This window comes from Streptomyces odontotermitis, assembly GCF_050510915.1.
Taxonomy (GTDB): domain Bacteria; phylum Actinomycetota; class Actinomycetes; order Streptomycetales; family Streptomycetaceae; genus Streptomyces.
This window is the reverse complement of the sequence record NZ_JBNJLS010000011.1, coordinates 88,566-108,735: the sequence shown is the minus strand read 5'-3', so window position 1 is coordinate 108,735 and position 20,170 is coordinate 88,566. Positions and strand designations below refer to the sequence as shown.

23 protein-coding genes, 1 tRNA gene and 1 riboswitch are annotated in these 20,170 nt (G+C 70.5%); of the genes, 16 read left to right on the top strand and 8 right to left on the bottom strand.

The genetic code is table 11. The annotated features are described in order from the left end of the window. Positions 1-8 precede the first annotated feature (8 nt). The 4 genes from ACQB60_RS27850 to ACQB60_RS27835 all read left to right on the top strand — a co-directional run bounded on the left by ACQB60_RS27850 (position 9) and on the right by ACQB60_RS27835 (position 2,382). Complete coding sequence (locus tag ACQB60_RS27850) at positions 9-827, top strand: ABC transporter ATP-binding protein (RefSeq protein ID WP_496928951.1); 819 nt, start codon at positions 9-11, stop codon at positions 825-827. A gap of 66 nt (positions 828-893) precedes the next feature. Next, positions 894-995, top strand: a complete 102-nt coding sequence (locus ACQB60_RS27845) for a putative leader peptide (protein ID WP_384842675.1) — start codon at positions 894-896, stop codon at positions 993-995. 148 nt (positions 996-1,143) lie between these two features. Then, positions 1,144-1,422: a MoaD/ThiS family protein gene (locus ACQB60_RS27840; RefSeq protein WP_384842678.1), complete on the top strand. Its 279-nt coding sequence runs from the start codon at positions 1,144-1,146 to the stop codon at positions 1,420-1,422. A 6-nt stretch (positions 1,423-1,428) separates the two neighbouring features. Continuing rightward, positions 1,429-2,382 (top strand): PLP-dependent cysteine synthase family protein, encoded by a 954-nt coding sequence (locus tag ACQB60_RS27835; protein ID WP_496928827.1) that lies wholly within the window; start codon positions 1,429-1,431, stop codon positions 2,380-2,382. Positions 2,383-2,492: 110 nt separating this feature from the next. Here the strand turns inward: ACQB60_RS27835 and ACQB60_RS27830 are convergent, their stop codons facing one another. Continuing rightward, entirely contained in the window at positions 2,493-2,981 is a 489-nt protein-coding gene (locus ACQB60_RS27830) for a type II toxin-antitoxin system PemK/MazF family toxin (protein WP_496928826.1), read from the bottom strand. 276 nt (positions 2,982-3,257) lie between these two features. Here ACQB60_RS27830 and ACQB60_RS27825 point away from each other — a divergent pair, with 276 nt between their 5' ends. Then, the gene (locus tag ACQB60_RS27825) at positions 3,258-4,010 is read left to right on the top strand and encodes an MBL fold metallo-hydrolase (protein ID WP_496928825.1); all 753 of its coding nucleotides are present in this window, start codon (positions 3,258-3,260) and stop codon (positions 4,008-4,010) included. A 5-nt stretch (positions 4,011-4,015) separates the two neighbouring features. Here ACQB60_RS27825 and ACQB60_RS27820 read toward each other — a convergent pair whose 3' ends face one another. The 3 genes from ACQB60_RS27820 to ACQB60_RS27810 all read right to left on the bottom strand — a co-directional run bounded on the left by ACQB60_RS27820 (position 4,016) and on the right by ACQB60_RS27810 (position 7,847). Then, positions 4,016-4,921, bottom strand: a complete 906-nt coding sequence (locus tag ACQB60_RS27820) for a DUF7916 family protein (protein ID WP_496928824.1) — start codon at positions 4,919-4,921, stop codon at positions 4,016-4,018. A 93-nt stretch (positions 4,922-5,014) separates the two neighbouring features. Beyond that, positions 5,015-6,280 carry a PTS transporter subunit EIIC gene (locus ACQB60_RS27815; RefSeq protein ID WP_384842694.1) on the bottom strand — a complete coding sequence of 422 codons (1,266 nt, stop codon included), beginning with the start codon at positions 6,278-6,280 and terminating at the stop codon, positions 5,015-5,017. A 253-nt stretch (positions 6,281-6,533) separates the two neighbouring features. Further along, complete coding sequence (locus ACQB60_RS27810; RefSeq protein WP_496928823.1) at positions 6,534-7,847, bottom strand: PTS transporter subunit EIIC; 1,314 nt, start codon at positions 7,845-7,847, stop codon at positions 6,534-6,536. A 222-nt stretch (positions 7,848-8,069) separates the two neighbouring features. On the opposite strand from ACQB60_RS27810, the gene ACQB60_RS27805 reads away from it, so the two are divergent. The 4 genes from ACQB60_RS27805 (at position 8,070) to rdgB (ending at position 10,326) form a co-directional block, all read left to right on the top strand. Then, positions 8,070-8,303, top strand: a complete 234-nt coding sequence (locus tag ACQB60_RS27805) for a PTS sugar transporter subunit IIB (protein ID WP_384842700.1) — start codon at positions 8,070-8,072, stop codon at positions 8,301-8,303. Positions 8,304-8,410: 107 nt separating this feature from the next. Then, the gene (gene rph, locus ACQB60_RS27800; protein ID WP_496928822.1) at positions 8,411-9,151 is read left to right on the top strand and encodes a ribonuclease PH; all 741 of its coding nucleotides are present in this window, start codon (positions 8,411-8,413) and stop codon (positions 9,149-9,151) included. A 132-nt stretch (positions 9,152-9,283) separates the two neighbouring features. Next, on the top strand, positions 9,284-9,676 hold the full coding sequence (locus ACQB60_RS27795) for a hypothetical protein (protein WP_384842706.1): 393 nt from the start codon (positions 9,284-9,286) through the stop codon (positions 9,674-9,676). Between the two features lie 44 nt (positions 9,677-9,720). Then, positions 9,721-10,326 carry an RdgB/HAM1 family non-canonical purine NTP pyrophosphatase gene (gene rdgB / locus ACQB60_RS27790; RefSeq protein WP_496928821.1) on the top strand — a complete coding sequence of 202 codons (606 nt, stop codon included), beginning with the start codon at positions 9,721-9,723 and terminating at the stop codon, positions 10,324-10,326. 59 nt (positions 10,327-10,385) lie between these two features. On the opposite strand, the gene ACQB60_RS27785 is transcribed toward rdgB, so the two are convergent. The 3 genes from ACQB60_RS27785 to bcp form a co-directional block, all read right to left on the bottom strand. Continuing rightward, positions 10,386-10,469 (bottom strand) — tRNA-Leu (locus ACQB60_RS27785). A gap of 62 nt (positions 10,470-10,531) precedes the next feature. After that, positions 10,532-12,031 (bottom strand): glycine betaine/L-proline transporter ProP, encoded by a 1,500-nt coding sequence (gene proP / locus ACQB60_RS27780; protein ID WP_496928820.1) that lies wholly within the window; start codon positions 12,029-12,031, stop codon positions 10,532-10,534. Between the two features lie 90 nt (positions 12,032-12,121). Continuing rightward, positions 12,122-12,589 (bottom strand): thioredoxin-dependent thiol peroxidase, encoded by a 468-nt coding sequence (gene bcp, locus ACQB60_RS27775; RefSeq protein WP_384842716.1) that lies wholly within the window; start codon positions 12,587-12,589, stop codon positions 12,122-12,124. A gap of 175 nt (positions 12,590-12,764) precedes the next feature. On the opposite strand from bcp, the gene ACQB60_RS27770 reads away from it, so the two are divergent. The 3 genes from ACQB60_RS27770 to ACQB60_RS27760 all read left to right on the top strand — a co-directional run bounded on the left by ACQB60_RS27770 (position 12,765) and on the right by ACQB60_RS27760 (position 14,012). Further along, complete coding sequence (locus tag ACQB60_RS27770; RefSeq protein ID WP_384842719.1) at positions 12,765-13,112, top strand: DUF3618 domain-containing protein; 348 nt, start codon at positions 12,765-12,767, stop codon at positions 13,110-13,112. 139 nt (positions 13,113-13,251) lie between these two features. Continuing rightward, positions 13,252-13,554, top strand: coding sequence for a GroES family chaperonin (locus ACQB60_RS27765; protein ID WP_384843083.1), 303 nt, complete (start codon positions 13,252-13,254; stop codon positions 13,552-13,554). A 36-nt stretch (positions 13,555-13,590) separates the two neighbouring features. Next, positions 13,591-13,661: riboswitch (guanidine-III (ykkC-III) riboswitch) on the top strand. Positions 13,662-13,691: 30 nt separating this feature from the next. Beyond that, positions 13,692-14,012: a DMT family transporter gene (locus ACQB60_RS27760; RefSeq protein ID WP_384842721.1), complete on the top strand. Its 321-nt coding sequence runs from the start codon at positions 13,692-13,694 to the stop codon at positions 14,010-14,012. Here ACQB60_RS27760 and ACQB60_RS27755 read toward each other — a convergent pair. Beyond that, entirely contained in the window at positions 13,990-16,458 is a 2,469-nt protein-coding gene (locus tag ACQB60_RS27755; protein WP_496928819.1) for a transglycosylase domain-containing protein, read from the bottom strand. The two genes, ACQB60_RS27760 and ACQB60_RS27755, sit on opposite strands and share 23 nt — an antisense overlap. Before the next feature lie 218 nt (positions 16,459-16,676). On the opposite strand from ACQB60_RS27755, the gene ACQB60_RS27750 reads away from it, so the two are divergent. The 4 genes from ACQB60_RS27750 to ACQB60_RS27735 are packed head-to-tail and all read left to right on the top strand — an operon-like array spanning position 16,677 to position 20,082. Further along, a complete protein-coding gene (locus tag ACQB60_RS27750; protein ID WP_496928818.1) occupies positions 16,677-17,492 on the top strand; it encodes an ABC transporter permease in 816 nt (271 codons plus the stop codon). A gap of 49 nt (positions 17,493-17,541) precedes the next feature. Further along, the gene (locus ACQB60_RS27745) at positions 17,542-18,306 is read left to right on the top strand and encodes an ABC transporter permease (protein ID WP_496928950.1); all 765 of its coding nucleotides are present in this window, start codon (positions 17,542-17,544) and stop codon (positions 18,304-18,306) included. A 6-nt stretch (positions 18,307-18,312) separates the two neighbouring features. After that, on the top strand, positions 18,313-19,278 hold the full coding sequence (locus ACQB60_RS27740; protein ID WP_496928817.1) for an ABC transporter ATP-binding protein: 966 nt from the start codon (positions 18,313-18,315) through the stop codon (positions 19,276-19,278). 9 nt (positions 19,279-19,287) lie between these two features. Then, a complete protein-coding gene (locus ACQB60_RS27735; protein WP_496928816.1) occupies positions 19,288-20,082 on the top strand; it encodes a DUF1707 SHOCT-like domain-containing protein in 795 nt (264 codons plus the stop codon). Positions 20,083-20,170 lie beyond the last annotated feature (88 nt).

The window sequence follows — 20,170 nt, the reverse complement described above, 5'->3', positions numbered from 1 at the left end:
ACGGCGACATGACCGGCGGAATAACCGGCGAACTGCGCGTGCACGGACTCTCGTACGAGATCGCCGGGCGCGGGCGCCCCCTCGTCGACGCCGTCGACCTCACCGCGGCCCCCGGCGAGACGGTCGGCCTCGTCGGCCCCAACGGCAGCGGCAAGACGACGCTCCTGCGCTGCGTGTACGGCACGCTCCGCCCCACCGCCGGGCGCGCCCTCCTCGACGGCGACGACCTGACCGCGATGGCGCCCAAGGCGCGCGCCCGGCGCCTCGCCACCGTCCCGCAGGACGGACAGGCCGTCTTCGAGCTGACCGTCCACGAAGTGGTCGCCATGGGCCGCTCCCCGCACAAGCGGTTCTGGGAGGCCGACACGGCGGCGGACACCGCGCTGGTCACCGAGGCCCTGGAGCGGGTCGGCGTCGCGGAGCTCGCGCACCGCCCCTTCCCGTCCCTGTCCGGCGGCGAACGCCAGCGCGCCCTCGTCGCCCGCGCCCTGGTGCAGCGCCCCACCCTGGTGGTCCTCGACGAGCCCACCAACCACCTCGACATCCGCTACCAGCTGGAAGTCCTGTCCCTCGTACGGCAGTTGGGCACGACGAACCTCCTCGCCCTGCACGACCTGAACCTGGCCGCGTACTACTGCGACCGGCTGTACGTGCTCGACGGGGGCCGGGTGGTGGCCTCGGGCGCCCCGAAGGAGGTGCTCACGGCGGAGCTCCTGGCCCGGGTGTGGGGAGTGACGGCGGAGGTCAGCACGCATCCGGCGACCGGAGCGCCGACGGTGGTGTACCTCCCGGACGCCCCTGCCGCGCCCCCTCTGCCCGCATCTTGAGCGCGATCTGTCCACTATCTGAGATCACATTCCGGGACCCGGACAGGGAATCGATACGATGAGCCCATGGTTCTTCACGACGTGAGCATTCAGACGCCGGGCACGCTGCTCGTGGCGCGGCTGCACGTCGACCTGTGCCGTCTCAACAGCGCCATCTGTTCGCGCTGACCCGCCCCGCCGCCGCCCGGCCGTGAGCCGCGGCGCCGCGCCCGCGCGCACCTCGCGCGCAGCACGCACCCAGGCGGTTTTCACGCCGCCACGCGCCACTCAGCGGGCGCGACGCCTCCCTTCTTTCTTCCGACAGGAGCCCCCTGCCATGGCCATCGAGGTCCGCATCCCGACCATCCTCCGCACCTACACCGACGGCGCGAAGTCCGTGGAGGGCAGCGGGGACACCCTCGCCGCGCTCTTCGCCGACCTCGAGTCCCGGCACACGGGTATCCAGGGCCGCATCGTGGACGGCGACCAGCTGCGCCGCTTCGTGAACGTCTACCTGAACGACGAGGACGTCCGCTTCCTCGACGGCATCTCCACGAAGCTCGCCGACGGCGACAACGTCACGATCCTTCCGGCAGTGGCCGGCGGAAGCCGGTAAGCGCCGATGCCGCGCTACGACTCCCCGCTGGCGGCGGTCGGCAACACCCCGCTGGTCCGCCTGCCGCGCCTGTCCCTCTCCGACGACGTCCGCATCTGGGCCAAGCTGGAGGACCGCAACCCGACCGGCTCCGTCAAGGACCGGCCCGCGCTCCACATGGTCGAACAGGCGGAGAAGGACGGCCGGTTGACGCCCGGCTGCACGATCCTCGAACCCACCTCGGGCAACACGGGCATCTCCCTCGCGATGGCGGCGAAGCTCAAGGGCTACCGGATCGTGTGCGTCATGCCCGAGAACACCTCGCAGGAGCGCCGCGACCTCCTGGCCATGTGGGGCGCCGAGATCATCTCGTCCCCGGCGGCCGGGGGCTCCAACACGGCGGTACGGGTCGCCAAGGAGCTGGCCGCCGAGCACCCGGACTGGGTGATGCTCTACCAGTACGGCAACCCGGACAACGCGGGCGCCCACTACGCGACGACGGGCCCGGAGATCCTCTCCGACCTCCCCTCCGTCACCCACTTCGTGGCGGGCCTCGGCACCACGGGCACGCTCATGGGCGTGGGCCGCTACCTGCGCGAACACAAGCCGGACGTCCGGATCGTCGCCGCGGAGCCGCGCTACGACGACCTGGTCTACGGCCTGCGGAACCTGGACGAGGGCTTCGTCCCCGAGCTCTACGACGCCTCGGTCCTCACCACGCGCTTCTCGGTGGGCTCGGCGGACGCGGTGACGCGCACGCGGGAGCTCCTCCAGCAGGAGGGCATCTTCGCGGGCGTCTCCACGGGGGCCGCGCTGCACGCGGCGATCGGGGTCGGGAAGAAGGCGGTGGCCGCGGGGGAGTCGGCGGACATCGTGTTCGTGGTGGCGGACGGCGGCTGGAAGTACCTGTCGACGGGCGTCTACACGGCGGCCACCACGGAAGAGGCCATCGAGACGCTGCAGGGGCAGCTGTGGGCGTAGCCGTCCAACGCCGGACGGGCCGTCTCAGCCCGTCCGGCGTTTGAGGACGAGGCGCGTTCAGCGCCGATGGGGGGTCCAGGGGCGAAGCCCCAGGAAGAGGCACCCACCCGCTACCCCGCCAGATACCGCACCTGATCCCACAGCACCGGATCCACCACCCCCGCCCGCCGCCGGAAGTCCCCCAACGGCACATCCCGGAGCTCGTCCGTCTCCAGGAAGCTCGCCCGCCCCTGCGCATCCCCCACCGACCCGGGCGGCAACGGAATCACCCCGGCCCGCTCGTCGTGGTACTTGCTGGTGATCTTCGCGACGAGAGCGGAGTCCCCGCGCACGGACAGGACCAGGCACGGCCGGTCCTTCCCGCCCGGCCCGTCCTCGTACGGCACCCGCGCCCACCAGATCTCCGCCGCCTGCGGTGCGGGCCCCCGCCGGCGCGGCCCACGAGGCGCCCGCGGCGGCCGCCCGGCCCGGGGACGAGATCCCCGGGATCCCCCGGACCCCCGCGGCCTCCGCCCACCGCGCCCCCACCCGTCCACGACCGTGACGACCAACGCGAGCCCCACCACGGCCGCGAGCGCCAGCCACCACGACGTATCCATACGGCCGAAGGTACCGGCGCCCGAACAACCTCGCCCGCCCGTCTCCCGCCACCGCCCTACCCGACGCTCCCCCAGAGCCGAAAGCCCGGGGGGACCCCCTGCGCGCGGCCCCTCTTGTCTCATGCGCCCCCCGAACCGGTGACACCGCAGGTGAGTTCGCCCACAACGGCCCGCGACGGAGGAGCGACCGGTCCTTTTGCGCCTTACGCTCGACGGACCGCAGCACACTCCAGCACGCCCCCTTTCCCCCCTTGCCAGCGCGGAGGTTCCGGCTCAATGAAGCTCACCGTCGTCGGCTGCTCGGGGTCGTTTCCGTCCGCGGACTCGGCCTGCTCGAGCTACCTCGTCGAGGCCGACGGCTTCCGGCTGCTGCTCGACATGGGCAATGGCGCCCTCGGCGAGCTGCAGCGCCACTGCGGTCTCTACGACCTCGACGCGATCTTCCTCAGCCATCTGCACGCCGACCACTGCATCGACATGTGCGCGTACTTCGTCGTGCGCTACTACCGGCACGACGGCGGCCGCTGCGAGCCGCTGCCCGTGTACGGCCCCGAGGGCACCGAGCAGCGGCTCACCACGGCGCACGCGGACACGCCCTCCGCGTCCTCGATGAGCGAGGTCTTCGACTTCCACACGATCAAGCCGGGGACCTTCGACATCGGGCCCTTCACCGTCCGCACCGAGAAGGTCTGCCACCCCGTCGAGGCGTACGGCATCCGCGTCGAGCACGGCGGGAAGTCGCTGACGTACTCCGGGGACACCGGTCCCTGCGACGCCCTCGACGAACTCGCCGCCGACAGCGACCTGTTCCTCTGCGAGGCGGCCTTCACGCACGGCAAGGAGAACATCCCCGACCTGCACCTCAACGGCCGCGAGGCGGGCGAGGCCGCCCGGCGCGCGGGCGCCCGCAGGCTGGTGCTCACCCACATCCCGCCGTGGACGGACCCGCAGATCAACCTCGCGGACGCGCGCGCCGTGTACGACGGGCCCGTCGAGCTCGCGGCGCCCGGAGCGACGTACGAGATCTGAGCCCGTCAGGCCGTGCGCCGGTACCCCCGGCCGCTGAGCGCCATCCGGTTCCACGTGTGCCGGCGGCCGCGGATCGCCACCGAGTAGTCGTACATGACCTCCGGGTCGCACATTCCCGGGATGTACGAGTCGCCGAAGTGGTGGGCGTCGATGCCCACTTCCTTTGCGTTCAGGGCGAGTTGGGGCACCACGTTGGCGTGCGAGCCCTCCTGGCTGGTGCCGATGGCGCCCATCACGATCGCGCCCGCGTCCTGCACGGCGGCCACCGCCTCGGCGGCCAGCTCCTTGGTGACGCCCGGCAGCGTGCCCGGCAGGGGCATGACGACGCCGTCCGCGCCCGCCTCGACGAGGGCGGTCAGGCGCCCGACCGTCACCCGCTCCGGGTGGCCCGCGTGGTGCATCTTGCCGCTCCACAGCGCCACGTCGTCGCCGAGGCCCCGGCGCAGCTCCTCGGTGACCCGGGCCATGCCCTCGAAGGAGCCGCCGGTGCCGGGGTTGGCCGTGATGCAGAGCATCGCCGCGCCCATGTCGATCAGGCGCTTGGCGTGCTCCGGCTTGGCGCGGCGGATCTCGGGCACGTCGCCCGGCTCCAGGTTGATGCCGACCGGGCGGCCGATGTAGGCGGCCAGGTCGGAGAGGGAGGTGAAGGTGCCGAGGCCGGGGAGTTCGAGCTTCTCGCCGTCCCAGGCGCGCTCGATCAGGTTGAGTACGACGATGTCGGCGCCGAAGGCGGAGACGAGCTCCATGTTGTGGACGCCGCGGCCGTTCGGCTCGGGGATCATCGCGGCGCGCTCGGCGAACACCTCCGCGATCATCGTGCGGCCCTCGGCGGCGGCGACGGAGGCGGTGAGCTCCCGGCCGCGCAGGGCGGAGAGCTGCTCGCGGTGCAGGTCGAGAATGCGCGTAGTCATATCACCGACCGTACGGGGTGCAACAGGACAAAGCCCCCCGCCGTTGGTGCCAACGGCGGGGGGCTTTGGTCCTCTGGAAAGGGCCCGTGAGGCTTACTTCGCCTCGGCCTTCTGCAGCTCCGCGAGCTCCTCGTCGGACTCGCGGCCCGGCGTCGGGAGGTTCCACTTGGTGATCGCGAAGCGGAAGACCACGTAGTAGACCGCCGCGAAGCAGAGGCCGACCACGGCCAGGCCGATCGGGTTGGAGGCCCGGGTGAAGTTCAGCGCGTAGTCGATGAAGCCGGCCGAGAAGCCGAAGCCGTCCTTCATGCCGAGGGCCCAGGTGAGGGCCATGGAGACGCCGGTGAGCACCGCGTGGATCGCGTACAGGACCGGGGCGATGAACATGAAGGTGAACTCGATGGGCTCGGTGATGCCCGTGACGAACGCGGTCAGGGCGAGCGAGAACATCATGCCGCCGACGACCTTGCGGCGCTCGGGGCGGGCGCAGTGCGTGATCGCGAGGCAGGCCGCCGGGAGGGCGAACATCATGATCGGGAAGAAGCCGGTCATGAACTGTCCGGCGCTCGGGTCGCCGGCGAGGAAGCGCGGGATGTCGCCGTGGGCGCCGTTGTAGTCGCCCGCCTGCCACCAGGGGAAGGAGTTCAGGAGGTGGTGCATGCCGATCGGGATCAGCGAGCGGTTGGCGACACCGAAGATGCCGGCGCCGACGGAGCCCGAACCGACCAGCCACTCACCGAAGTTGTGCAGACCCGTGCCGAGGACCGGCCAGATGAAGCCGAAGACGATGCCGATGACCAGGCCCGCGAAGGACGACAGGATCGGGACGAGACGGCGGCCGCCGAAGAAGCCCGCCCAGTCGGGGAGCTTGGTCCGGTAGAACTTCTGGTACAGCAGGGCCACGACGATGCCCATGACCACACCGCCGAGGACACCGGCGTTGACCGGGGCGGCGTTGTGGACGATCTTGCCGTCGACGACCGCGTCGACCTTCGGCAGGTTGCTGTCGGTGAAGGTGCCGAGCACCTTCTGGAAGACCAGGTAGCCCGCGACGGCCGCGAGGCCGGTGGAGCCGTCCGACTTCTTGGCGAAGCCGATCGCGATGCCGACGCAGAACAGGAGCGCGATGTTGTCGATGATCGCGCCGCCGCCGGCCGCCATGTAACCGGCGATCTTCGTTATCCAGGTCGGGAAGGACGGCTTCCCGAGCATGTCGTCGGCGCCGAGACGCACCAGCAGCGCGGCGGCCGGCATCACGGCGACCGGCAGCATCAGGCTGCGGCCGATGCGCTGCAGAACAGCCATCACGCCGGAGCCCTTTTTCTTGTCGGCCGCGGGGGCGGCACTGGCCGTGGACACAACTTCCTCCAGTGGGCAAGGCGCCGCCTGGACATGGAAGTGGGGGACGGCGGCGTCTCCGGGGGACGCGGCGAGAAGGCCGCGTGGTCTACACCAATTAGTGGTGTAGACCTGTTGTAGCACGGTGAAGGCGGCGTAAGGAACCCGCGATTTCTGTGGGGCCGGTCATATCTGGAAATGACAGACCAAAGGCCCCCGGATCCGAGGTCCGAGGGCCTTGTGGGGCGGGAGGGAAAGCCTCCCTGGAGGCGGGCTACGCCTTGGTCTGCTCCGCGTCCAACGCCGCCGCCTCTTCTTCCGGTTCACGCCCCGGAGTCGGCAGATTGAACTTCTGGATGGCGAAGCGGAACAGCACGTAGTAGACGACCGCGAAGCACAGCCCGATGGGAATGATCATCCATGGCTTGGTCGCGAGGCTCCAGTTGATGACGTAGTCGATCAGTCCCGCGGAGAAGCTGAAGCCGTCCTTCACGCCGAGCGCCCAGGTGACCGCCATCGAGACACCGGTGAGCACCGCGTGGATCGCGTACAGGAGCGGCGCGATGAACAGGAACGAGTACTCCAGTGGCTCGGTGATGCCGGTGACGAACGAGGTCAGGCCGACCGAGAGCATCATGCCGCCGACGACCTTGCGGCGCTCGGGGCGGGCGCAGTGGGTGATCGCGAGGGCCGCGGCGGGCAGCGCGAACATCATGATCGGGAAGAAGCCCGAGGTGAACTGGCCCGCGGTGTGGTCGCCCGCGAGGAAGCGGCTGATGTCACCGTGCACGACCGTGCCGTCCGGCTTGGTGAAGTCGCCGAACTGGAACCAGACGAAGGTGTTCAGGAACTGGTGCATGCCGACCGTGAGCAGCGCGCGGTTGGCCACGCCGAAGATGCCGGAGCCCAGCCAGCCGAGGTCCACGAGCCACTTGGAGAAGCTGGTGAGGGCGTCACCGATGGGCGGCCAGATCCAGACGCAGAGCCCGGCGAAGATCAGGCCGATGAGGGCCATGATGATCGGCACGAGCCGGCGGCCGTTGAAGAAGCCGAGCCAGTCGACCAGCTTCACGCGGTGGTAGCGCTGCCAGAAGAAGGCGGCGAGCAGGCCCATGACGATGCCGCCGAAGACCCCCGGGTTCTGGTACGCGGCCTGTGCGACCGTGCCGTCCCCGGCCACGCAGACGCCGCTCCAGATCCCGGCGCCGCCGAACTTCGTGTCGGCGGGGCAGTCGTCGGGAAAGGCGCGCAGGACCGCGTAGTACACGAGGAAGCCCGTGACCGCGGCGAGCGCCGTGGAGCCGTCCGCCTTCTTCGCCATGCCGATCGCGACGCCGATGCAGAACAGCAGCGGCAGGCCGAGCGAGGAGTCGAGGAGCGAACCTCCCGCCGCCGCGAAGACCTTGGCGACGTTGGTCCAGCCCAGGCCGTCGTTGCCGAAGACGTCGGGCTGGCCGAGCCGGTTGAGGATGCCTGCCGCCGGGAGCACGGCGATCGGGAGCTGGAGGCTGCGGCCCATCTTCTGCAGCCCGGGGAGCAGCCCGCTCCACCACTTCTTCTGCGGCACGGCCGCGGCGTCGGAACTCATCGGCGTCCTCCGGGAACACACCTGGTTTGGCAGTCGTTGCAAACTGGTGTAGACCAGTTGCGGAACTGACTCGGTGACGCCCCGCCAGGGAGTCACCTTGATCGCCATCATTGGGCACGGGTGCCGTAACCGCCCGTGAAGATGGTCCAACCGTGCGTTACCGTGACAAAGCGGACCTACGGTGCGTCGAGGCCGCATCCTTCAGGAACAGGGAGAAACACCATGGCCAGCAAGGCTGAGAAGATCGTTGCCGGGCTCGGCGGCATCGACAACATCGATGAGGTCGAGGGCTGCATCACCCGCCTCCGCACCGAGGTCCACGACCCGAGCAAGGTCGACGAGGCCGCGCTGAAGGCCGCCGGTGCCCACGGTGTCGTGAAGATGGGCACCGCGATCCAGGTCGTCATCGGCACGGACGCGGACCCGATCGCGGCCGACATCGAAGACATGATGTGAGCGACTGAGCTCACCGCCGTGGGCCCCGTTCCGGACACCGGAACGGGGCCCACGCGCGTATCCGTTCCCGGGTTGGGCCCCCTCCCGTACCGGATAGGGTCGTTGCCATGTCTCGAATTGACGGCCGCACCCCCGAACAGCTCCGCCCGGTCACCATCGAACGCGGCTGGAGCAAGCACGCCGAGGGCTCCGTCCTCATCTCCTTCGGCGACACCAAGGTCTTCTGCACCGCCTCCGTGACCGAGGGCGTCCCGCGCTGGCGCAAGGGCAGCGGCGAGGGCTGGGTCACCGCCGAGTACTCGATGCTGCCGCGCTCCACCAACACCCGCGGCGACCGCGAGTCCGTGCGCGGCAAGATCGGTGGCCGCACGCACGAGATCTCCCGCCTCATCGGCCGCAGCCTGCGCGCCGTCATCGACTACAAGGCGCTCGGCGAGAACACCATCGTCCTGGACTGCGACGTCCTCCAGGCCGACGGCGGTACGCGCACGGCGGCGATCACCGGCGCGTACGTCGCCCTCGCCGACGCCGTCTCCTGGGCCCAGGGCAAGAAGCTGATCAAGGCCGGGCGCAAGCCGCTCACCGGCACCGTCTCGGCCGTCTCCGTCGGCATCGTCGACGGCGTCCCCCTCCTTGACCTCTGCTACGAGGAGGACGTGCGCGCCGACACCGACATGAACGTCGTGTGCACGGGCGACGGCCGCTTCGTCGAGGTGCAGGGCACCGCGGAGGCCGAGCCCTTCGACCGCAAGGAGCTCAACGCGCTGCTCGACCTGGCCACCGGTGGCTGCGAGGAACTCGCCGCGCTGCAGCGGCAGGCGCTTGAGGCGACGGTCCAGGGCGGCTGAATTCCACGCTCTGCGTGGACAGTTGAACGGGCGCGCGGTCAACCGTCAGGCAGTCTGAGGGCGTTGTAACGAGTACGACGGGCGCGCGGGCCAGGCCGCGCGCCCGCCCGCACACGGGGAGGGACTCCGCCCATGTCCGCGCGCCACCGACGCATCGCCGTCGCCGTCACCACCACTCTGCTCGTCGTCCCGGCCGCGCTCGGCCTCGCCGCCTGCGACCCGCAGGAGGCGGTGGACTGCGTCCGCGCCGCCGACGCGGTCTCCGACAGCGTCGACGCCCTGCGCAAGGCCGCCCAGGAGGCGGCGCTCTACCCGGAGAAGGCCGACAAGTCCTTCGACAACATCCGGTCCGACCTCGACGAGATCCGCGACAAGAACGACGACCAGGACATCCGCGACGCCGTCGACCAGATGAAGAAGGCCGTGGACAACGTCGAGCGGTCGGTCGACGGCGGTGACAAGACCCCCGACCTCAGCCCCGTCGTGGACGCGGGCGGCAAGGTCACCAAAGCCTGCACGCCGTGAGCCCCCGTCGGGGGCCGGTGCCGTCCGGGGCCGATACTTGAGGCATGACCCGCCTCATCCTCGCCACCCGTAACGCAGGCAAGATCACCGAGCTCAGGGCGATCCTCGCCGCCGCAGGTCTGCCCCACGACCTCGTCGGCGCGGACGCCTACCCCGAGATCCCCGACGTCAAGGAGACCGGCGTCACCTTCGCCGAGAACGCCCTCCTCAAGGCGCACGCCCTCGCCCAGGCCACCGGCCTGCCGGCCGTCGCCGACGACTCGGGCCTCTGCGTCGACGTGCTCGGCGGCGCCCCCGGCATCTTCTCGGCGCGCTGGGCGGGCCGCCACGGCGACGACACCGCCAACCTGAACCTGCTGCTCGCCCAGCTCTCCGACATCGCCGAAGACGCCCACCGCGGCGCCCACTTCGCCTGCGCGGCCGCCCTCGCGCTGCCCGGCGGCACGGAGCGGGTCGTGGAAGGCCAGTTGCGCGGCGTCCTGCGGCACGAGCCCGCCGGGTCGGGCGGCTTCGGCTACGACCCGATCCTGCAGCCCGAGGGCGACACCCGTACCTGCGCCGAGCTGTCGGCCGACGAGAAGAACGCGATCTCCCACCGGGGCAAGGCATTTCGGGCCCTCGTGCCGGTGGTGCGGGAGCTGCTCGGCTGAGCCGCCTCCCCGTACGAACGACGAAGGGCGCCCCGCGCGGGGCGCCCTTCTGGTGTCCGTGCGGCCGGAGGGACTCGAACCCTCACGGGAGTTACCCCACTGGGACCTAAACCCAGCGTGACTGCCAGTTCCACCACGGCCGCGTGCGGCCCCATCGTAAGGGACCGCACCTGGCCGCCGGGGCGGGCCGTCAGAACTTCGGGGCTCAGAACCTCGGGACGTTGGCCTGGGACTCGACCAGCTCCGCCGCCTCTTCCTTCGTCTCGACCGACGGCGGCGAACCGGCGAGCGGCTGCTGGGCCGTCTCCTTCATGCAGGCGACCGCGATCACGCCGATGAGGGACGCGGCCATCGCGTAGTACGCGGGCATCATGTCGGTGCCCGTCACGGAGATCAGGGCCGTGATCACCAGCGGGGTCGTGCCGCCGAAGAGCGAGGCCGAGAGGTTGTAGCCGACCGACAGGGAGCCGTAGCGGACATGGGTCGGGAAGAGCGCGGGCAGCGCCGCCGACATCGTGCCGAGCATGCAGACCAGGGAGAAGCCCAGCATCAGCATGCCGAGCGAGACCGCCCACAGCGCGCCGTTCTTGACCAGCAGGAACGACGGGATGGACAGGAAGAAGAAGCCGAGCATGCCCGCCATCAGGAGCGGCTTGCGGCCGAAGCGGTCCGAGAGCCTGCCGACCTGGTTGATGACGCACATCAGGACGACCATCGTCCCGATGAGGATCAGCAGGCCGTGGGACTCCTTGTAGCCCATCTCGTCGGACAGGTACGTCGGCATGTACGACAGGAGCATGTAGTCCGTGATGTTGTACGCGCCGACCAGGCAGATGCAGAGGATCAGCGTCGGCCAGTAGTCGCGGAAGATCTTGGTCAGGTCGCCCGTGGCCGTCGCCTCCACCGTCGATGCGGCGTCGCTCGCCTTGTGCGCGGACTCGTCCTCCAGCTTCTGGAAGGCGGGCGTCTCGTCCAGCTTGAGCCGCAGATAGAGACCGACGAGGCCGATGGGCCCGGCGACCAGGAACGGCACGCGCCAGCCCCAGGACTCCATGCCGTCGCTGCCCAGCCACCCCGTGAGGATCACGACCAGGCCGGCCGCGCCCACGTACCCGGCGAGCGTGCCGAACTCCAGGAAGCTGCCGAAGAAGCCGCGGCGCTTGTCGGGCGCGTACTCGGCGATGAACGTGGACGCCCCGCCGTACTCACCGCCCGTGGAGAAGCCCTGGACCAGGCGGAAGAGGATCAGCAGGGCCGGGGCCCAGAAGCCGATCGAGTCGTACGAGGGGATCAGGCCGATGGCGAACGTGCCGACCGCCATCATGATCATGGTCATCGCCAGGACCTTCTTGCGGCCGATCTTGTCGCCCATCGGGCCGAAGACCATGCCGCCGAGTGGCCGGACCAGGAACGAGACGGCGAACGTCGCGAACGACGAGATCAGCTGGACCGTGTCGTTCCCCGACGGGAAGAAGACATGGCCGATCGTGACCGCGAGATAGGAGTAGATGCCGAAGTCGAACCACTCCATGGCGTTCCCGAGCGAGGCCGCCTTCACCGCCCGCTTGACCGCCGCCTCGTCGGTCACGGTGATGTCGGTCCGGCGCAGCGGGGGGTTCCTGCGGCGTCTGACGGCACGGAAGAGCGCGCGGTGGCGCTTGATCGCTTGGGGATCGGTAGGTGTCGGTTCGTTCTCGGCAGCCATGAAGGATCACTTGCTCACTCCGTGCGCGAGCAAACGAAAGCCCCCCAAGAGGGGGGCTTCGTCACACTCGGTGAGGGGCCTGCGGTCGGCTCAGATGCCGAGGTCCTTGATGATCTTGGCCACGTGGCCGGTCGCCTTCACGTTGTAGAAGGCGTGCTCGACCTTGCCCGCCTCGTCCACGACGACCGTCGAACGGATGACGCCCGTCACCGTCTTGCCGTAGAGCTTCTTCTCGCCGAAGGCGCCGTACGCCTCCAGGGTCTCCTTGGACGGGTCGCCGACCAGCGTGACCTTCAGGCTCTCCTTCTCGCGGAACTTCGCGAGCTTCTCCGGCTTGTCGGGCGAGACGCCGATGACGTCGTACCCGGCCTGGGCGAGCAGGTCGAGGTTGTCCGTGAAGTCGCACGCCTGCTTGGTGCAGCCGGGGGTGAGGGCGGCCGGGTAGAAGTACACGATGACCTTGCGGCCCTTGTGGTCGGCCAGCGAGATCTCGTTGCCGTCGGCGTCGGGCAGGGTGAAGGCGGGGGCGGTGTCGCCGGGCGTGAGTCGCTCGCTCATGTCTCTCGGTCTCCTCGCGAAGGGGGCACCCCTGCTCCGGAAGAGCCCGGGGGCGCAGTGACGCTGACGAGCGTAATGGGGGTGCCGTGGGGTGCGGGACGCGCGGAGCTGACAGACTGTCGCCCACAGACTCGCAACTGGTACGGAAACGGCCACGGACCACGGAGGCAGCGCGGTGTCGGACACGTCAGAGGCGGCGAACAAGCCGGACGCCCGGACCCCGGCGGAGATCGAGGCGGACATCAGGCGCCGCCGGGACGCGCTCGCCGAGACCCTCGACGAGATCGGTGTGCGGGTGCACCCGAAGACGATCGTCGGCGACGCGAAGGCGAAGTTCGTCTCCAGCGTCGACAACTCCCTGGGCCGTGCCTATGTGGGGGCCAACCGCTTCGTCTCCGACGTGCGCTCCCAGCTGGTCTCCGAGGACGGCGCCCCGCGCCTGGAGCGCATCGTGCCGGTCGCGCTCGTGGTGGTCGGGGTCGTGGGCCTGCTCGCGGTCGGCTCGCGGCGCCGCAAGGGCTGAGCCGGGCCGTGCGGGCCGGGCCGGCCCCGTGACGGGTTCCGCCCCGGCGGAGTACGGGCGTGCGCGGGGCAGGTAGGTTCGAGGCGTGAGCGCCAACAGCCAGGGACACGGGTCCCACGACGACAAGCTGCCCATCCGCATGCTGCACGACCGTGTGCTCGTGCGGCAGGACACCGCCGAGGGCGAGCGGCGTTCGGGCGGCGGCATCCTGATCCCCGCGACGGCGGCCGTCGGACGGCGCCTGGCGTGGGCCGCGGTGGTGGCGGTCGGCCAGAACGTACGGACCGTGGAGCCGGGCGACCGCGTCCTGTACGACCCGGAGGACCGGGCCGAGGTCGAGGTGCGGGGTGTCGCCTACGTGCTGATGCGCGAGCGCGACATCCACGCGGTGGCGGCCGACCGGTTCGAGGGCTCCGAGGACTCGACCGGGCTGTATCTGTAGGCCAGGGGCTGGTGACCACCGTCACCAGCCCTCTTTGCGTTCCCTTTGCTACCGTTGAGGGACCCCGACGAGACGCGCCGTACCGGGATTCGACAAGACGACGCACCCCCGTAGTTCACGATTCCGGAGGTGCCGTCATGGCCTGGGTTCTGCTTGTTGTCGCCGGTCTGCTCGAGGTGGGCTGGTCGATCGGGATGAAGTACACCGAAGGCTTCACGCGGCTGTGGCCCAGCGTCTTCACCGGCCTCGGCATCGTCGCCAGCATGATGCTCCTCTCGCACGCGGCGAAGACCCTCCCCATCGGCACCGCCTACGGCGTCTGGGTCGGCATCGGCGCGGCCGGTGCGGCGGTGCTCGGCATGCTGGTGCTCGGCGAGCCCGCGACCGCCGCCCGGATCTTCTTCGTGGCCCTGCTCCTCGTCGCCGTGGTGGGGCTCAAGGCGACTTCGGGGCACTAGGCGACGTCGCCCTCCTGCCCTGGTCGGTGCCGCCGAGGAGCCCGCCCGTGATGCCGCCGCCCCCGTCGGCCCCGCCGCCCTGGTCCGCACCGCCGTCGGTGGCGCCCCCGTCCGTGGCGCCCCCGTCGGTCTGCCCCGCGGTCTGCCCGGCCGTCTGACCCTGGGTCTGGCCCTCGTCCTGGCCCTGGGTCTGGCCGCCCTGCGTCTGGCCGCCCTGGGTCTGCCCGGTGGTCTGGCCCTGCGTCTGCCCCTGGTCCTGGCCCTCGGTGTCGCCGCCGGTCGTGGCCCCGCCCGTCTCCGGGTCCTCGGGCCCGGTCGGCTCGACCGGTTCGGTCGGCGTCACCGGCTCGCTCGCGCCCGGCTCCAGCTCCAGGTCGAAGTCGCGGGCCGGGGTACCGGTCAGCGCCGCCTTGGTGAACTGGGCCCAGATGCGCGCCGGGTAGGCCCCGCCGTTGATGCGGGGCTGGCCGAGCGCCCCGTACAGCGGGGTCTGGACCGCCGTGTCGGGGTCGGCGCCCATCACGGCCACGACCGTCGCGAGGTCCGGGGTGTAGCCCGCGAACCAGGCCGCCTTGTCCTCCTCCGCGGTGCCGGTCTTGCCCGCCGCCGGGCGGCCCGCGCCCTGCGCCGCCGTGCCGGTGCCGCCCTCGACGACGGACTGCAGGATCGACGTGGTGGTGTCGGCGGCCTCGCGGCTGACGGCCTGCTTCGTGGTGTCGTCCGGCAGGTCGACGTCCTCGCCGTCCTTGGTGACCTTCTCGACCAGGGTGTACGTGCCGTGCTTGCCGTGGTTCGCGAGCGTCGCGTACGCCTCGGTCATGTCGAGGACGGAGGCGGTGGCCGGGCCGAGCGCGATGGAGGGGGTGGCGGTCAGGTCCGGGGTGGTGGACGGGATGCCGAGGTCGACGGCGGTGTTCTTCACCTTGTCGGAGCCCACGTCCACGGCCATCTGGGCGTAGACCGCGTTGACGGACTTGTCGGTGGCCTCGCGGACGGTGATGTCGCCGTAGGAGCGGTCGTCCTCGTTGGCGGGGGCGTAGCTGCCGCCGCTCCAGCCCTGCACCGGGCGCTTGTTGTTGCCGTTGTAGATCGTGTTCGGGGTGATGGGGCGGCCGTCCTGCGTGGTCGAGCCGTTCTGCACGGCCGAGGTGAACACGAACGGCTTGAAGGTGGAGCCCACTTGGAAGTCGCGGCGGGTCGCGTTGGAGACGTACTGCTTCGTGTAGTCGATGCCGCCGTACAGCGCGACGACCTTGCTGCTGTCCGGGTCGATGGAGGCCCCGCCCATCCGCACGTTCCGGTCGATCTTGCGGGCCTTCTTGTCGAGCTGCGACATCACCTGGTCGTCCACGGCCTTCACGAAGGCGTCCTGACGGTTCTTCTGGATGGTCGTGGTGATGCGGTAGCCGCCCTTGTCGAGGGTGTCCTCGTCGACGATCTTGTTGCTCGTCAGATAGTCCTCGACGGCGTGCACGAGATAGCCGCGCTGCCCGGACAGATCGGCCGTGCCCTTGGGCTCCTTCGGGACGGGGAACTTCATGCCCTTGCGGTCGGCGGCGCTCAGCCAGCCCTCCTTGACCATCCCGTCCAGGACGTAGTTCCAGCGGCCGAGGGCGCGCTGCTTGTTCTCCGGGTGGGTCGCCACGTCGTACGCGTTGGGGGAGTTGAGCAGCGTCGCCAGATAGGCGCTCTTCGCCGCGTCCAGGTCCTCCACGTCCTCGCCGTAGTACGCCTGGGCCGCGGCCTGCACCCCGTACGCGTTGCGCCCGAAGAAGCTGGTGTTGAGATAGCCCGCGAGGATGTCGTCCTTGCTCACCTCGCGGTCCAGCTTGATCGCGATGAAGAACTCCTTCACCTTGCGGGTGACCGTCTGCTCCTGGCCCAGGTAGTAGTTCTTCACGAACTGCTGGGTGATGGTGGAGCCGGACTGCTTGCCCTTGCCGGTGAGGGTGTTCCAGGCGGCGCGGATCATCGCCTTCGGGTCGATCGCGGACTCGCTGTAGAAGTCGCGGTCCTCCGCCGCGAGCGCCGCGTGCTGCATGTCCTTGGGGATCTTCGACAGCGGGACGTTCTCGCGGTTGACCTTGCCGTCGCGGGCGAGCTGGGTGCCGTCCGCGTACAGGTAGACGTTGGACTGGGCGGTGGCGGCCGCGTTGGCCGGCGGGATGTCGACGAGCGCGTAGCCCACGAAGAAGCCGCCGACGCACAGCAGGATCAGGAAGATGAAGGTGCCGAGCACCATCCGCCAGGTCGGGACGATCCGCCGCCACCCCTTCCGCTTGGGCCGCTTGGGCTTCTTGCCCTTGCCAGCCTTGCCGCCCTTGCCTCCCTTGCCCCCCTCGCCCGCGGGCACGCCGGCGGCGGAGTCCGCGGGGGTGTCCGCCGGCTCCCGGGGCGCCCAGCCCTCGTGTCCTGCGGCCCCCTGCTGCTGCGGCTCGTCGCTCATGTCCTGCGGAACTCCCGGTTCGCGTCCTACGCCCAGTACGTCCAGTACGCCCTGTGTACGCCCTCGCCGACCCATTGCACACCGTCGTACGAGCAGCGGTGTGCCAGGCACGCGCCGGGCGCCGAAATTGCGTGGCAACGGCCACCCGGATCGGACTAGGCTCCTGCGTTTTGTGCTCTTTGGCCTGAGAACGCTTTCGACCAGGGAAGGGACACTTCGTGAGGAGAGGCCGGTTTCGTCTTTACTCGGCCGTCGCCAAGGGCGGCTTCCGCCGCTACGCCACCTACCGCACCGCAACCGCCGCCGGAGTCTTCACCAACACCGTCTTCGGCCTGATCCTCGCCTACACCTACATCGCGCTCTGGGACGAGCGGCCGCAGCTCGGGGGCTACGACCAGGCGCAGGCCGTCACCTTCGTGTGGCTGGGGCAGGCGCTGCTCGCCGTGATGGCGCTGATGGGCGGCGGCTTCGAGGGTGAGCTGATCGAGCGCATCCGCACCGGGGACATCGCGATCGACCTGTACCGGCCGGCCGACCTGCAGACCTGGTGGCTCGCGACCGACCTCGGCCGGGGCGCGTTCCAGCTGCTCGGCCGGGGCGCCCTGCCCATGCTCTTCGGCGCCCTCGTCTTCGAGCTGGCGCTGCCCGCGGACCCGCTGCGCTGGCTGGCGTTCCTGGTGGCCGTCGTGCTCGGCGCGGTCGTCAGCTTCGGGATCCGCTACCTGGTGGCGCTCTCCGCGTTCTGGATGCTGGACGGCGCGGGCATGAGCCAACTTGCCATGCTCGCGGGCACGTTCTTCTCGGGCATGGTGCTCCCGCTGAACGTCTTCCCGGGCGCCCTCGGCGAGTTCGCCCGCGCGCTGCCCTGGTCCGCGCAGCTCCAGGTGCCCGCCGACGTCCTCCTCGGCACGCACACGGGCGCGGACCTGCTGTGGACGTACGCCTTCCAGCTCGGCTGGGCGGCTGCGCTGCTCCTGGCCGGGCGGCTCCTGCAGACCGCGGCCACGCGACGGGTGGTGGTCCAGGGTGGCTGAACTGGCCCACGTACGGGACGGGTTGCGCGCCTACCGGCTGATCTCCGCCATGTGGATCCGCTCCCTCATGGCCTACCGCGTGTCCTTCGCGATGACCCTGCTCGGCAACTTCGCGGTGACCGCGTTCGACTTCGTGGCGATCCTGCTGATGTTCTCCCAGGTGGACCGGCTCGGCGGCTACGGGCTGCCCGAGATCGCCTTCCTGTACGGCGTCTCGTGCACCGCGTTCGGCTTCGCGGACCTCCTGATCGGCTCCATGGACCGGCTCGGGCGGCGGGTGCGCGACGGCACGCTCGACACGCTCCTGGTGCGGCCCGCCCCGGTGATCGCGCAGGTCGCCGCCGACCGCTTCGGGCTGCACCGGCTCGGGCGCCTCGCGCAGGGCGCGCTCGTCCTCGGGTACGCGCTCGTGGCCCTGGACATCGGCTGGACCCCGCTGAAGGTCCTGATGATCCCGCTGATGCTGCTCTGCGGCGCCGCGATCTTCGGGTCCGTGTTCGTGGCGGGCGGCGCCTTCCAGTTCGCGGCGCAGGACGCCGCCCAGGTGCAGAACGCCTTCACGTACGGCGGCACCACCCTCCTCCAGTACCCGCCGACCGTCTTCGCCAAGGACCTGGTGCGCGGCGTCACCTTCGTGCTGCCCCTCGCCTTCGTCAACTGGGTGCCCGCGCTGTACGTGCTGGGGCGGCCCTATCCGCTGGACCTGCCGCAGTGGGTGGCGTTCACGCCCCCGCTGGTGGCCGCCGCCTGCGTCGCCCTTGCGGGCCTCGCCTGGCGCGCGGGCCTTCGTTCGTATCGCAGCACAGGGAGCTGAACCGCCGTGGAAACAGACCTCATTGAGCTCGACGGCGTCGAGAAGGTCTTCGACGTCCGCAAGAAGACCGGCTTCCTGCGCCGGGAGCGGCACGAGGTGCGCGCCGTCGACGGCATCTCCTTCACGGTGCCGCGCGGCGAGATGGTCGGCTACATCGGGCCCAACGGCGCGGGCAAGTCGACGACGATCAAGATGCTGACGGGCATCCTGACCCCGAGCGGCGGCCGCCTGCGCGTCGCGGGCATCGACCCCTCGCGCGAGCGCACGAAGCTCGCCCGCCGCATCGGCGTCGTCTTCGGCCAGCGCACCACGCTCTGGTGGGACCTGCCGCTGATCGACTCGTACCGCCTGATGCACCGCATGTACCGGATCCCCGACGACCGCTTCCGCCACAACCTCGACCGCTGCATCGAACTCCTCGAACTGGGCGCCCTGTTGGACGTCCCCGTACGCCAGCTCTCCCTCGGCCAGCGCATGCGCGGCGACATCGCGGCGGCCCTCCTGCACGACCCGGAGGTCCTCTACCTGGACGAGCCCACCATCGGCCTCGACGTCATCAGCAAGGCCAAAGTGCGGGGATTCCTGCGGGACTTGAACGCCGAGTCCGGCACGACGGTCCTCCTCACCACCCACGACCTCACCGACATCGAACAGCTCTGCAAGCGCGTCATGGTCATCGACCACGGCCGCCTCATGTACGACGGGGCGCTCGCGGGCCTGCACGAGGTGGGCGAGAGCGAGCGCACCCTCATCGTGGACCTGGAGCGCGAACTGCCGCCCGTCCGGGTCGAGTCGGCGCGCGTCGTGAAGGTCGAGGGCCCCCGGCAGTGGCTGGCCTTCCCGGCGGGCGGCTCGGCGGCGCCGCTGGTCGCGCGGATCGCCGCCGAGTACCCGCTGGTCGACCTCTCCGTACGCGAGCCGGACATCGAGGACGTCATCGCCAAGATGTACGCGGAGCAGGCGACCTCGTAGGCTGCTCGTATGACCGAACTCCCCGAGCCCGCCGATCTGAGCGCCGCCGATCTGCGGGCCTCCGACGCCGACCGTGAGCGCGTCGCCGAACGGCTCCGTGACGCCATGGCCGAGGGCCGCCTCGACATGGAGGAGTTCGAGGAGCGCCTGGACGCCACGTACAAGGCGCGTACGTACGGTGAGCTGGCGCCCCTCACCCGCGACCTGCCCGGCCCCGGTGCCCCGGCTCCGGCTCCGGTGCCGAAGGTCGACATGGTCAAGCACCCGGCGGCGGGCGGCGGTTCGGCCGACCCGGTCGCCATCGACTGGGACGAGCGGGTGGTCGGCGGCGAGGCGTCCTCGACCTGGGGCTTCGCCTTCTGGGGCGGCTTCGGCCGCAAGGGCCAGTGGAAGATCGGCCGGGTCTTCACGGCGTTCACGATGTGGGGCGGCGGCGAGATCGACCTGCGCGAGGCCCGGTTCGCGGACCGCGACGTGGAGATCCGGCTCTTCACGCTGATGGGCGGCATCCAGGTCGTCGTGCCGCCCGACCTCCAGGTCTCGGTCCGCGGCATCGGCATCATGGGCGGCTTCGACGACCACGCGACGGGCGAGGGCACGCCCGGCTCACCGCGCGTGGTCATCAAGGGCCTCGCCCTGATGGGCGGCATCGGCGTCGACCGGAAGATGCGGCGCGTCGAGCGGCAGCGCCTGCGGGAGGAGCGCCGCCAGGACCGCCTCGACCGCCGCGACGCGCGCCGGGCCGCCCACTGGGAGCGGGCGGAGGAGCACCGGCTGCGGCTGGAGCGGCGCCGGGACCGCTGATGTCCTGGGTGGGGCGCCCTCCCGGGGCTTCGTCCCTGGACCCCCGATCGGCCTGAACGGCCTCGTCCTCAAACGCCGGACGGGCTAT